At 68.8% G+C, this 13,126-nt stretch carries 12 protein-coding genes and 1 pseudogene; 8 read left to right on the plus strand and 5 right to left on the minus strand.

All coding sequences use genetic code 11. The features are described from left to right. Positions 1-319: 319 nt before the first annotated feature. The 3 genes from ACIBF8_RS06150 (at position 320) to ACIBF8_RS06160 (ending at position 6,044) form a co-directional block, all read left to right on the plus strand. On the plus strand, positions 320-2,995 hold the full coding sequence (locus tag ACIBF8_RS06150; protein WP_396781283.1) for an RICIN domain-containing protein: 2,676 nt from the start codon (positions 320-322) through the stop codon (positions 2,993-2,995). A 393-nt stretch (positions 2,996-3,388) separates the two neighbouring features. Further along, positions 3,389-5,605 carry a peptidase M6 immune inhibitor A gene (locus tag ACIBF8_RS06155; protein WP_396781284.1) on the plus strand — a complete coding sequence of 739 codons (2,217 nt, stop codon included), beginning with the start codon at positions 3,389-3,391 and terminating at the stop codon, positions 5,603-5,605. Positions 5,606-5,747: 142 nt separating this feature from the next. Next, positions 5,748-6,044, plus strand: coding sequence for a DUF6582 domain-containing protein (locus ACIBF8_RS06160; RefSeq protein WP_396781286.1), 297 nt, complete (start codon positions 5,748-5,750; stop codon positions 6,042-6,044). A gap of 70 nt (positions 6,045-6,114) precedes the next feature. Here ACIBF8_RS06160 and ACIBF8_RS06165 read toward each other — a convergent pair whose 3' ends face one another. Next, entirely contained in the window at positions 6,115-6,540 is a 426-nt protein-coding gene (locus ACIBF8_RS06165; protein WP_396781287.1) for a VOC family protein, read from the minus strand. Between the two features lie 195 nt (positions 6,541-6,735). Between ACIBF8_RS06165 and ACIBF8_RS06170 the strand changes: the two genes are divergently transcribed. The 3 genes and pseudogenes from ACIBF8_RS06170 (at position 6,736) to ACIBF8_RS06180 (ending at position 7,773) form a co-directional block, all read left to right on the plus strand. Further along, entirely contained in the window at positions 6,736-7,062 is a 327-nt protein-coding gene (locus tag ACIBF8_RS06170; protein ID WP_396781289.1) for a hypothetical protein, read from the plus strand. Positions 7,063-7,202: 140 nt separating this feature from the next. Then, positions 7,203-7,643: pseudogene (locus tag ACIBF8_RS06175) on the plus strand (trehalase-like domain-containing protein); the annotation flags it as partial. A 43-nt stretch (positions 7,644-7,686) separates the two neighbouring features. Continuing rightward, positions 7,687-7,773, plus strand: coding sequence for a hypothetical protein (locus tag ACIBF8_RS06180; RefSeq protein WP_396781750.1), 87 nt, complete (start codon positions 7,687-7,689; stop codon positions 7,771-7,773). A 9-nt stretch (positions 7,774-7,782) separates the two neighbouring features. Here the strand turns inward: ACIBF8_RS06180 and ACIBF8_RS06185 are convergent, their stop codons facing one another. Then, entirely contained in the window at positions 7,783-8,598 is an 816-nt protein-coding gene (locus ACIBF8_RS06185) for a DUF72 domain-containing protein (protein ID WP_396781751.1), read from the minus strand. A 245-nt stretch (positions 8,599-8,843) separates the two neighbouring features. Between ACIBF8_RS06185 and ACIBF8_RS06190 the strand changes: the two genes are divergently transcribed. Next, positions 8,844-9,572, plus strand: coding sequence for a Clp protease N-terminal domain-containing protein (locus tag ACIBF8_RS06190; protein WP_396781290.1), 729 nt, complete (start codon positions 8,844-8,846; stop codon positions 9,570-9,572). Positions 9,573-9,582: 10 nt separating this feature from the next. Here ACIBF8_RS06190 and ACIBF8_RS06195 read toward each other — a convergent pair whose 3' ends face one another. Both ACIBF8_RS06195 and ACIBF8_RS06200 read right to left on the minus strand, forming a co-directional pair. Then, positions 9,583-10,101, minus strand: a complete 519-nt coding sequence (locus ACIBF8_RS06195) for a hypothetical protein (protein WP_124771885.1) — start codon at positions 10,099-10,101, stop codon at positions 9,583-9,585. A gap of 160 nt (positions 10,102-10,261) precedes the next feature. After that, on the minus strand, positions 10,262-10,456 hold the full coding sequence (locus ACIBF8_RS06200; protein ID WP_396781291.1) for a DNA repair protein: 195 nt from the start codon (positions 10,454-10,456) through the stop codon (positions 10,262-10,264). A gap of 160 nt (positions 10,457-10,616) precedes the next feature. On the opposite strand from ACIBF8_RS06200, the gene ACIBF8_RS06205 reads away from it, so the two are divergent. After that, positions 10,617-11,279 (plus strand): GNAT family N-acetyltransferase, encoded by a 663-nt coding sequence (locus tag ACIBF8_RS06205; protein ID WP_396781292.1) that lies wholly within the window; start codon positions 10,617-10,619, stop codon positions 11,277-11,279. Positions 11,280-11,517: 238 nt separating this feature from the next. Here the strand turns inward: ACIBF8_RS06205 and ACIBF8_RS06210 are convergent, their stop codons facing one another. Beyond that, positions 11,518-12,972: a glycoside hydrolase family 3 protein gene (locus tag ACIBF8_RS06210; RefSeq protein WP_396781293.1), complete on the minus strand. Its 1,455-nt coding sequence runs from the start codon at positions 12,970-12,972 to the stop codon at positions 11,518-11,520. Positions 12,973-13,126 lie beyond the last annotated feature (154 nt).

The following is a 13,126-nucleotide window of genomic DNA, read 5'->3' on the forward strand; positions in this document are numbered from 1 at the left end:
GGGCGGTCGCTGCGTCGTCGCTGCGGATTCGTCGGACGACGCGAGCTGGGGCGCGCGGCCAGTGTGGGCGATCTGCCCGATCCGGGACCATTTCTGTATAGACGCCCTCCAATTGACGGTTGCATTGGTCAGACGTGTGACCTACGCTCCCAGTAAGAATTTCGGGGCGGTTAACAAAGAGTGCGGTCGGGGCGACGGAAGTCCCGCCGGCCCTTAGTGGCGTCGCTGTTCCGTACTCGTCGCTCGATACGCACGTTGGGCACCACGTCGACGACCAGTGAGAGGAACAGAAGTGAAGTCAGCCGTATCCACCGCTCGAATGTCACTGTTGGCGGTGGCGGCGCTTGTCGCCGCCATGTTGCCGGCAGTGCTGACACATCAGTTGCCGGCGTCGGCAGCGGTCCAGGCGAGCTACTACGTCGCCCCCGACGGAAACGACGCCAATCCGGGAACGCTGCAATCGCCGTTCCGGACTCTGCAGCGCGCACGGGACGTCGTTCGCACGATAAACGCGAGCATGACCGGTGACATCAACGTATATCTCCGTGGTGGCACCTATCCGGTGACCAGCACCGTCGAATTCGGGGCGGGCGACTCCGGCACCAACGGATTCCGCGTCTCCTATGCCGCCTACTCCAACGAGAAGCCCGTCCTCGACGGTGGCGTCCAGGTGACCGGGTGGACCCAGCACAGCGGCAACATCTGGAAGGCTCCGCTCGACCGGGCCAACAAGCTGCGGGCGCTCTACGTCAACGACAAGCGCGCGTACATGGCGTCGAAGACGATCAGCTCGGCGGGCTGCTACGGGACGTACAACATCACGGCCAACCAGGCCGCGTGGGCCTGGGAGTCGGGGTCGCAGTGCGACGGCGCCAAGTACAGCCTGAACGACTTCCCCGCCGTCCCGCGTAACCAGGACGACATCGAGATCGAGACGGGTACGACCTGGACCACTGCCATCGTGGGCGTCCGCCAGGTGACCACGAGTTCCGACGGCGCGAACCGGGTCGCCCTCTTCCAGCAGCCGGGCGCGGCCATCGCGCAGGGCGCGTTCAACGGCAATGCCCAGGTCGGCGGCACCCACAAACTCATGAACGCGTACGAGTTCCTGGACGCGCCCGGTGAGTTCTATTTCGACAAGGGCACCAAGACGGTCTACTACTACAAGGCCAGCGCCGAGAACATGTCGACCGCGACGGTCTACGCGCCGAACAACGTCACCACGGTGCTGCGGGTGGCCGGCACCTCGACGACCAGCCACGCCCGCAACATCACGTTCTCCGGTCTGACGGTGCGGCACTCGGACTGGAACCTGTTCAACGTCGCCGGTTCGTCCTTCAAGCAGGCGCAGCAGGGCAATCTCGGAGCGCAGGTGTACGCGAAGGGCAACTTCCACGTCTACTACTACCGCAACGTGGACGTCACCCCGGGCATCATCCAGATCCAGAACGCCGACGGCCTCCTGCTGCAACGCAACCGGATCGAGCACACCGGCGCTGACGGAATCAACATGGTCAACGACGTGCAGGGCACCCAGTTGATCGGGAACGCCACCAACGACATCGCCGGGTCGGCCATCACCGTCGGCCATCCCCAGCACGTCTACATCGGGGACGGCACGTCGACCAACCGGGAGAAGTACTCCGCGCAGGTCGAGGGACTGCCGAAGAACATCGACATCAAGAACAACTATCTCTACGACAGCGCCGTCCTGTTCAACGGGCACAGCCCCATCTCGGCGTATTTCGCGGACACCCTCACGATCCAGCGCAACCGGATCGAGAAGGCCCCCTGGTCCGGCATCACCCTCGGCTGGGGCTGGTGGAACTTCGACGGCTCATCGGGCTCGATCGTGCCCAACCGGCCCACCACGACGGCGCGGAACAACACCATCAGCTACAACCACATCATCGACACCGTGCAGCGGCTCAGCGACACGGCCCCGATCTACACATTGGGCAGCCAGCCCGGGACCACCATCACCAACAATTACCTCCAAGGCGTGCCGTCGGGCCACAAGTACGGACTGCACCCGGACGAGGGATCGGCGTACATCACGTTCCGGGACAACGTTCTGAGCATCGACAAGAACGTCACCTGGATGATCAATTCCGACGACTTCGGCCGGAAGCACGATCTGAGCATCACGCAGATCTACGGCCCGATCAACAAGGTCTCGAACAAGAACCTGCCGAACAGCACGGTCGCCGACATTCTCGTCTCCTCCGACTATGTCTGGCCGGCGGCGGCCTATGCCATCGCGGCGAACTCCGGCCTGGAGGACGCGTACCGGGACATCATTCCGGCGAGCAATTTCTCCGCGCCGAACTATGTGCTGTCGGCCAGCACGTTCGTCACCAGCGCCACGGCGTCTATCCCGATCCGGAGCACGGGCGACGCCACCAAGTCGGTCTGGCTGGCCCCGTACGGCACCACGACCTTCACCACCGGGGCGACCATGACCAGGGCGGCCGGCACCGCCACGTCCATCGCCGTGCCGAGCACCCAGGGGGAGTACCGGCTCTACGTCGTCGACGCGCAGGGTAACCGGTCGGCCGAGTCCACCTCGATCGTCCGGCAGCAGCAGGGCGGCGGCAGCGGTACGGGGACCGGACAACTCGTGGGTGGCCAGTCCGGCCGCTGCGTCGAGGTGCCCAACTCCTCGACCACCAACGGCACTCAGACGCAACTCTGGGACTGCTCCAGCGGCACCAACCAGCGGTGGACCCAGACCGCCAGCAAGCAGTTGACCGTGTACGGCAACAAGTGCCTGGACGCCTCCGGGGCCGGCACGGCCAACGGCACCGCGGTCATCATCTGGGACTGCCACGGCGGGCTCAACCAGCAGTGGAACGTCAACACCAACGGCACCATCACCAACGCCCAGTCCGGGCTCTGCCTCGACGCCAACGGCGCCGCCACCGCCAACGGCACCAAGGTCATCCTCTGGTCCTGCAATGGCGGCACGAACCAGCAGTGGACGCTGCGTAGCTGACCGACCAGACTCCGGGGTCAGGCCGACACGGGCCTGGCCCCGGCTTCTTCTTCTTGGCATCGCCGGAGATCATCCGCGGGCCGGTGGGCACCCAGTACGCGGAGTGGTCCTGGACCGGCGTGCAGGAGGTGGCCGTGAACTGCCTTCCAGGCCGTCTTCCTTAAAGTACGACCCCGGTGTCCACATAGGTCGGTGCAACGCTCCTCGTCACAGATGTAGAGCACCTGGATGTTACGAAGGGAATGCTCAGGCTGAGTGACATGTATCGCTTCCCCATTGCGTCGAGGACGAAGGTTGCCTCGGGCTACCTTGACCCCGGATCAATGATCATCGTGGGCGGCCGGCATCCCGGCCGAACCCGCGAGAACCGGGTAATCACCCGAAGGAGGTTCCATGGCACGCACCCGCATGGCTGGGGCGCTCGCCGCTGTCCTCGTCGTACCGGCTCTCACCGTCGTGGTCGCGGCGTCGCCGGCGGCGGCGGAAGCCGCCGCACCGAAGGCCGCCCTGCCGAGTGACATGCGTGAGCTCACCCGCAAGGACTTCACGCTGGACGGTCGGCCGATCGAGACGTCCTCGCGGTATCAGCCGCGTACGAGCGCGCGGAAGCAGGCGGCAGCCGAGACGCCGGCGGTCGGCACGGTCCGCCAGTGGCTCGGCCTCGACGACGTCCAGGGGACGGTCTACCGCAAGGACTACACGTTGCGGGCCGTCGGTGAGCACATCGAGGTCTGGGTCGCCAACGACCTGTCGTTCCCGGCCGGTGACTGCCGCGCCCAGGTGCCGTCCTCGACGCAGGTCACCGACGCGCAGGTGCAGCACCTCGTCGACGAGTTCGACAACAACATGTACCCGAAGGAGACCAACGCCTTCAGCACCCCGCCGAACCGGGACGGCACCAACGCCCAGGTCCCGGCGGACGAAAACGGCAACGGTGGGGTCTACACCGGCGCCGGTGACAAGACCGTCACGCTCGTCGACAACGTGCGCGACGACAACTACTACACGTTCCCGGCGGCCCCGACGTACATCGCCGGGTTCTTCTCCGCCCAGTTCAACGAGCTGTTCGACCGGAACGTGATGACGGTCGACGCGTTCGACTGGCTGCACCGGATGACGGCGAACCCGCCGGATGAGCCGACCAGCGACCTGTGCACCAGCCGTGGCGCACGGCCGAACAGCTACGAGGGCACGTTCGCGCACGAGTGGCAGCACCTCGCGCACTACTACACGGACCCGTTCGAGGAGAACTGGATCAACGAGGGCCTCTCCGACTTCGCCATGTCGTTGACCGGGTACAGCGACTCGAAGGCCACCGTCTTCGACCGCGGCGCCGATGGTCACCTCTTCTGCTACCAGGGGTTCGGCACGGTCCAGACGCCGTACAATACCAACCCGCGCGACTGCGGTGGGCCGGAGAACTCCCTCACCCTGTGGGACGAGAGCCCGAACCCGAACGCGGTCCTGGCCGACTACGGCAACGCGTACTCGTTCATGCTGTTCCTGTACGACCGCTACGGTGCCGACTTCATGTCCCGGCTGCACCGTGACGGTGCCCGGCAGGGCCTCGCCAGCCTGGACGCCGAGCTGGAGACGGTCGGGGTCCACGACGTCTACCAGGTCATCCACGACTTCCAGTCGATGACGCTGCTGGACAAGCTCGTCGGCGAGTCGAAGCTCGGCATCACCCTCGGCGTCGCCAAGAGCCGGGTCACCACGCCGAGCCTGCGCTCCACCGTCAACCTGGCCAGCACGGCGGCCAACGGCACGCCGGGCGTCGCGCCGAACGGCGCCGACTACGTGCAGTTGGGCGCGGCGAAGGGCAAGGTGCTCAGCGGTCGCGACCTGCGGTCGGTGAAGTTCCAGGGCGCGAAGACGCTGCCCGCGCTCCCGCTGTCGTGGACGAGCACCACCCAGGACCCGGACCGGCCGGGCAACGCGGTGCTCTTCTCCGGCAACGCCAACAGCCTGGACTCGGCGGCGGTCACCTCCGTCACCGTGCCGACCGCTGACCCGACGCTGCGGTTCCTCGCCAAGTACGGCGCGGAGCTGGGTTACGACTACGGCTACGTCACCGTGTCGACCGACGGCGGCGCCACGTACACCGCGATCCCCGGTGACAAGACCGTCGACGGGCCGCGCGGTCCGGCGCTCAACGGCACGACGAGCGGCTTCGAGGCGCGTTCCTACGACCTGTCGGCGTACGCCGGCAAGACCGTGCTGCTCGGCTTCGAGTACGTCAGTGATGGTGGCACCAACGAGGGCGGCCTGCTGCTCGACGACATCACCGTCGGCGGGAAGCTGATCAGCGACGGCGCCAGCCTGGCACCGTTCGACTCGCCCACGGAGATCCGGCCGACCCAGATCAGCAACTGGAACCTGCGGCTCGTCGGCATCGACGAGAAGCACTCGATCGCCTGGCAGTTCGAGTCCAACGGTCGCTCCGATGTCACGATCGGCAAGCTTGAGCTGGCCGTGCTGGACGCGTTCCCGAAGGTCGTCGCCATCGTGGCGTACGACGAGCCGACCGAGCAGGTGCGGCAGTACGCGCCGTACCAGCTCACCGTGAACGGTGTGGTGCAGCCCGGGGGCAGCGGTTCGCTGAGCTGATCTCCAACCCCGTTGCGGGGGCACTCGCCGTCGAGGTCGACGGCGGGTGCCCCCGCGCCTGTTCTGGATCGTGCGATGCGGTCGTCGGAGTAAATGTTGGCTGGAGAGGTGCCGCCGGGCAGCGTGCGGGTAATGCGGGAGGATGAAATCAACCTGGAAGCCGCACGAGAAGCACGGTGGCCTGTCGGAGAAGGACAAGCGCGAGCTGCCCGAGACCGTGTTCGCGTTCCCCCGCAAACGCAAGGAACCGATGACCGACGCCAGTCACGTCCGCAACGCCGTCGCCCGGTTCGATCAGGTGCAGGGCGTCACCGACGAGGACCGCGACCTTGCCTTTCAGAACATCCTCGCCGCCGCCGCGCACTACGGCGTCGACGTCGCCGAGACGAACTGGCGGCAACTCGGCAAACTCCCGCACACTCCGAATCCCGCCCACTGACGAGACGGGCGTAGGCGCGCGCCGGACCCCAGCCGTCCGCCCACCCGCCGGTTGGGCCACTCCGGCCCGGTCAGGTCGCCTTCATCGATGCGAGGACGTCGAGGTAGTGCGGGTTCTTCATGACGCCCAGCACGTTGCCGAACGGGTCGACCACCGACGCGGTGATGAAGCCCTCGTCCCCGTGCGCGGTGATTGGTTGGTACTCCGTGGCGCCCATCGCCAACAGCCGCTCGACGGTCGCGTCGAGGTCGTCGACGCACCAGTGCATGACCACCCCGCCTGGCCCGGTCGTCGCGCCGGCCGGAGCCCACCGGCGGTCGATGATGCCCATCTCGGCCTGGTAGTCCCCGATGCGGAACTCGGTGTAGGCCGGGCGTCCGTCGGGGCCGGGGCGCATAAAGTACGCCTCGACGCCGAGAAAGTCCGCGTACCACGCCGTGGCCGCCGCCACGTCGTCCGCCCAGATGTTGAGGGTGGCAAATCCTCGCAGGCTCATCAGGTGTCCTCTCGTCGATGTCGTCGGTGCTGACGCTATCGACGATTGCGGAAGGTTTGCTTCCGCAATGATCGGTCGATTCGCTCGTGTCGAACTGGAGCGGCGAACCAAGTGAAACCTCAACTAGATGCTTGCGATGTCAATAAAGTGCGGCGACGATGGTCGGAAGATCCGTCGACGCATTGGAGTATGTGCATGCGAGCAAGAGCAGCACGGGCCGGCGCAGTGTTGACCATGTCCGCGATCATGAGCGCCGGGCTCGGTGTCCTGGCCTCGCCCGCCTCGGCTCAGGAATCCGGCCTGACCTTCTACAGCGGGACCTTCACCACGGTCGTCGCGCACTTCCCAGCACCGACCGGTGCCTGCACGCCGCTGCCCGCTACCGCCGACAGTCACGTCGGCTGGAGCGGCTTCCGGGACGTCACCTTCTACCGGACTGCGGACTGTTCCGGGCAGGCGACGGGTGCGGGCACGCTCCTGACCTATCCGGCCGGGCAGTACCTGAGTTTCCGCGCGATTTGAGCGCCTGACCGTACTCCGGGACGGGGCCGACGGTGACGGTACGCCCTGTCCCGGGCCGGGAGCCGGCACCCGGCGGGCCGCATCTTTCGTCGGTTGCCGGGTAGTCGCCGCCATTGCCAGCACGAATGGCGGGAGACAGCGTGGAGAGCTACCCGGCAGTCGAGAACCACGGTCTGGTCGGTGAACTGCAGACCGCGGCGCTGATCAGCACGGACGGCACGGTCGACTGGTTCTGCGCGCCGCGCTTCGACTCGCCGAGCCTCTTCGGCGCGCTGCTGGACCGCCGCCACGGCGGCCACTTCCAGCTCTCGCCCGACGGTGTCGACTACCCGAGCAAGCAGCTCTACCTGCCCGGCACGCCAATCCTGATCACCCGGTTCCACAGCGCCGACGGCGTGGGGGAGCTGCTGGACTTCATGCCCGTCACCGGTGAGCGCGCCACCGACCAGCACCGGCTGATCCGCCTGGTCCGGATGGTCCGGGGAACCATGCGGTTCCGGTTCCACTGCAACCCACGGTTCAACTACGGGCGCGATCCGTTCGAGCTGGAGGTGCACCCTGAGGGCGACGTGTTCCGGAGCGCTCGGCCTCTATTCCGAGGAGATCGCGCCGACCGGAGAGCAGATCGGCAACTTCCCGCAGGCGTTCAGCCACCTCTCGCTGATCAGCACGGCGGCCCACCTCGACGACCTGCTCGACCAGCAGGGCTGACCGTCCACCTCAGAACAGCGTCAGCGGCTCGACCGGGATCGGCTCGGGCAACGCGTCGAGCCCGGGTAGGCGGGTCCGTACCTCGTCGTGGAACCGGCGGGCGAGCGCCGGCGCGTCGGCGTTGTCGGGGGTGTGGATGAACATCGTGGGCGAGCGCCCCTCGCGTAGCCAGGTGACGGTCACGTCGATCCAACGCTGCCACCCCTCGACCGTGCGCGTCGAGTCGTCGCGACCGAGGTAGCGGACGATCGGCCGGTCGGTCAGGGCGAGCGACCGCAGCGGCACGCGTGGCTTCTTGGTCCAGGCGTCCCGCTCCGCGTCGCTGGTCGGTGGGCTCGCGAAGAAGGCGGTCGTGTCGAAGGGAATCCACTCGGCGGAGACCGCGGCGAGGGTCGCACCGAGCAGGTGGGCCGCGCGGGCGTCGGTGAAGAAGGCGGGATGGCGGACCTCCACCGCGTACCGGCGCGACTGGGGAAGTTGCGCCAGGAAACGGCTCAGGGCCGGGACGTCGGCGGGTGCGAACGAGCCGGGCAGCTGGATCCAGAGTGCGTGGGCGCGCGGGCCGAGCGGCTCGATGGCGTCCAGGAAGGCACGCAGCGGTTCGCCGATGTCGTTGAGTCGACGTTCGTGCGTGATGACCTTGGGCAGCTTGAGGACGAACCGGAAGTCGGGGTCGGTCTGCGCGGCCCACGAGGCCACGGTCTCCCGTGCCGGGGTCGCGTAGAACGTCGTGTTGCCCTCCACGGCGTCGCACCAACTGGCGTAGTGCCGCAGGCGCTCCGTGGGCGGCAGCCGGTGGCCCGGCCACGACCGGTGGCTCCACATCGCGCACCCCACGTGCAGACGCATGACCGCCCTTTCCGCCGGTGAACCGCCCTCGACCGGAGCCCACCGTATCCAGACCGTCGGACCGGACCGGAGCCGACGGTGCGGCAGGTAGGGTCCGACGCCATGCGCGTGTTGTTCGCCAGTCTCGCGTCCGTCGGTCACACCTACCCGCTGATACGCCGCCTGACCGAAGTCGTCAACTAAAGGTTGACGGGACACATGCGTCAACTTATGGTTGACGCATGACGGATCCTCTCCAGATGAGCAACAACGTCAAGCTTGACGACCTGATCCAGGCGATCAAGAAGGTGCACACCGACGCGCTCGACCAGCTCACCGACGCGGTCATCGCCGCCGACCACCTTGGTGAGGTCGCCGATCACCTGATCGGGCACTTCGTCGACCAGGCCCGGCGCTCGGGCGCCTCCTGGACCGACATCGGCCGCAGCATGGGGGTCACCAAGCAGGCCGCCCAGAAGCGCTTCGTGCCGAAGGCGACCGACGCCGCGGCGCTCGATCCGAACGCCGGCTTCGGCCGGTTCACTCCCCGCGCCCGCAACGTGGTGATGGCCTCCCAGGAGGAGGCCCGGGCCAGCGGCAACGCCGAGATCGGCCCCGAGCACCTGGTGCTGGGCCTGCTGGCCGAGCCGGACGGGCTGGCTGCCAAGGTGATGGCTGGCCGGGGCGCCACCCCCGAGGCGGTACGGGAGGCGGTCGGTGCCGTCCTTCCGCCCCGGGCCGAGCAGGTTCCGGACCTCATCCCGTACGACGCGCGGGGCAAGAAGGCGTTGGAGCTGACCTTCCGGGAGGCGCTGCGCCTCGGGCACAACTACATCGGCACCGAGCACCTCCTGCTCGCCCTGCTGGAGCAGGAGGACGGCGCCGGCGTGCTCACCACCCTCGGCCTGGACAAGGCGGCGGTCGAGGCCGACCTGTCCGCCGCTCTCGCCGCCGTCGTCGGTAAGGAGTAAAAACCCGGGGTCAGGACGCCTCAGGGAAGCCGTAACGCAGGGCGTGCTCCGGATCGGCCGGGTCGATCTGGCGTACGCCCGCGTCGGCGAGGCGCTTGTTGACCTCGTCGAGCTGCTCGCGCACCAGTCGGGCCTCCTCCTCGGTGACCCGGCCCCGGTGTGGCTTTCCGGCGTGCTCCAGCGTGCCGTAGTCGATCTTCTCGGCGCTCTTGCGGGCCTTGGGCGGGCGGACCCGCTCGGCCGTCTTCAACAACTGCGCCATCGGCACGTCGGTGGCCATCGCGTCGAACTCGCTGGCGGTCAACACCACCCGGCGGGGCTCGCCACCACCGTGCCGGTCGTGGATCTCCACCACCGCCACGTCCAGCGCGGCATCGTCGATGTTCTCCACCTCGCCGGGGGTGGCGTCCAACTGCACGGGCCCGGCGACCAGGTCCGGGTGCTCCAGCACGACGACGCGGACCACCTCGTCGTCCTGCTGCAGAACCGTGCCGGTGAAGTCGGAGACGTGGATCGTCTTCTTGCCCATGCGCGGAGCTTCTCCTGTCGTAGGCCGGGATGACGGACCACAAGAAATTACCCGACAGGTGTGCGAAAGCCGCCGCTGGACCTCCTCCGGTGTGTCGCCCAGCGGCGAACGTCGGAGGCTGCCTTTGCTGCCACCCAGTCGGTGACTGGCCGGCGCTGCGTCAGTGGGTGTTCAGGCGGTGCCGACTGGAGTTGCCGGCGGACAGTTTGTTCAGCCCGGCCCAGGACAGGGCTCCGCCGCCGGCCGTCCGGGGGTTTCGGTAGCGCGGCTGCGGCGGATTGCCTCCGACGGCCTCGGCCGCCCGCCAGAGTCGCTCAGGGTCCTGCTGGTAGTGGTCGTTCGGCTGAATCGGCATGCGCCTACCGTCCCAAACAAAGGTGTCCAGATATGGAAATACCTATGACGGTCGATTTGTGCGACGCGTTTCCGCACCCCTGGCACTGACGTATCCCGCGCCCGGCCCTGCCGTCCGGCGTACGGTGATCTACGACTTGTCGGGTGACGGGGAGGTGCGCATGCTCAACCGGCGCCTGCACCTGCATCTGGCCAGCTGGCTCGGTCAGTGGCCGGCCGGGCCGGGGTTGCACGTGGTCGCCTCGCGGCGGCGGGCCGAACCGGCCTGGGACGGCCGGCTGCGTCCCGCGCTCGCCGTGGACACCGGCCAGAGCGCCGTGCTCTCCGTGGTGCCGGACCGGGTGGAGGCGATCCGCGCGTTGGTTCGACGTACGCCGGCTCGGCTGCTCGCCGCGCTGCCGGACGCCGTCGGGCGGCCCGACTTCTGCGTGCACGACGGCCCCTTCCGGTGGAGCCTGGCACCCGCGCCGCTGCCCGACGTGGGGGAGTGGGCCGAGCCGACGGCTCCCGGGCTGCCGCCCTGGCTGCGACTCTTCGACCGGCCGGTGTTGGTGGTCCGCGACCCGGACGGTGCCTACCTGGCCGGCGCCGGCATCAAACGGCACGACGCGTACGGGCATGAGTTGGCCGTCGGCACCGTGCCGGCGGCCCAGGGGCGGGGCCTCGCGCGTCGACTGGTGGCCCAGGCGGCGCGGCGGGTCCTCGACGAGGGAGCGGTCCCCACCTACCTGCACGAGCGGGACAATCACGCCTCGGCCCGGGTGGCCGAGGCGGCCGGTTTCCCGGACCGGGGCTGGCGCTCGTACGGGGTCTATCCGCGCTGAGCGGGCAATGGGCGCGGACCGTGGATCCCGGGCCGGATCCACGGTCCGCAACCTCCCCCCAGGCCCCGGTTCCGAGGTAACGGCCTCGCCGGGGGGCGAGCCGCTACGTGTCGATCACGCTACGTATCGAACAGGCGCGGGGCAAGGTTGGAGCTGTCGGTTCGGAGTGTCGAAAAGTGGACTTGACCTGCGGCTGGTCCTGTCAGCGAGCCGGCCTGTCCAGTGACGTAGCGTGCGGTCAGCGGGTCAGGCCGAGTGCCTCGGCCGCCGCGCGGCCGTTGGCGTGGCTCGCGCCGTACGTGGTGACGAACGCCCGGACGCCCGCCGGACGCCACTGTGCCGGCCAGCCCATCTCGACCACGGTCACCGGATGCTGGGCGGCCAGGTCGGCGATCAGTTCCGGACCGCCGGGCAGCCGGTGCAGGTGTCGCCCGACCAGCACGATGGGGCGGTCGCCGGCCAACCCGCGCAGGGTGGCCGGGTCGGTCTCGGTGGCGATCACCCGGATCTCGGACACCCCGTCCAGGTGTGGACCGAGGCCCCACGGCACCCGCCCCTCGGCGATCGTCGACTCGGTGTGCAGTTGCACCACCAGTGGCTGATCCAGGCCGGTGAGCAGGCCGTCCACCCGGATCGCCCGGCGCGCGGCCGCGTACCCCAGCTCGGTGTCGTCGGTGGCCGGCGGCCTGCCGGCGGCCCGGGTCCAGGCGGCGAGGTCGGCGGCGCGGCCGGCGGCCTCCTCGACCCGAGCGGTCGCGAGCCGGCCGTCGGCGAGCGCGTCGACGATCTCGGCGGCCACCCGCTCGACCAGCTCGGCGTCGACCTTCGCGCCGATGCAGAGCAGGTCGGCGCCGGCGCTCAGGGCCCGGACCGCGGCCGGGCCGACGCCGCCGGCGGCCACCGCGGCACCCTTCATCTCCAGCGCGTCGGTGACGATCGTCCCGGTGAAGCCGTATTCGGCACGCAGCAGGTCGACCAGGACGGCTCGGCTGAAGGTGGCCGGGTCGGCGCCGGTGAGCGTCGGCACCCGAATGTGGGCGGTCATCACGGCGCGTGCGCCGGCGGCGACGACCGCCGCGAACGGCGGCAGGTCCCGCTGGCGGAGCAGGCTCAGCGGAGCGTCCACCGTGGGCAGTTCGTGATGGGAGTCGGTAACGGTGGCGCCGTGCCCGGGGAAGTGCTTGGCGCAGGCGGCCACGCCGGCGGCCTGCAACCCGGTTACGGCGGCGGCCGAGTGGGCGGCCACCCGGACCGGATCGGCGCCGAACGACCGGGTGCCGATCACCGGGTTGTCGTCGGCGGTGTTGACGTCCACGGTGGGGGCGAGGTTGACGGTGATGCCGAGCGCGGCCAGTTCGACGCCGATCGACTGGTAGACCCGGCGGGTCAGGGCCACGTCGCCGATCGCCCCGAGGGCGGCGTTTCCGGGGTACGGGCTGCCGGTGGCGTGCGCCAGTCGGGTCACGTCGCCACCCTCCTCGTCGATGGCGATCAGCGCGTCTGGTCGGCCGGCGCGCAGCGCGGCGGTGCTCGCCGCCACCTGGGCGGGGTTGTGCACGTTGGTGCCGAACAGGGTGTGCCCGGCCAGCCCGTCGGCCAGCAGGTCGACCGCCCAGTCCGGCGGGACCGGTCCGGGGTACGCGGCGAGCAGCGTGCCCAGCGCGAGCCGGCGCAGTCCTGGATCCAACCCCACGTGATCTTCCCCCTTCGGTGCCCCGCGGGTACGAAACGTCGTACCGGTGGTGGTCTTGGCCCTGCCGAGTCGGCGGAGCTTCCCACCGTCGGGTGGCCGTTACGCTACGGCTACCCGTTCGCAGGTCGGTTTACAGTTAGCAAAGTTTACTAAA

Source organism: Micromonospora sp. NPDC050276 (assembly GCF_044459545.1).
Lineage (GTDB): Bacteria > Actinomycetota > Actinomycetes > Mycobacteriales > Micromonosporaceae > Micromonospora.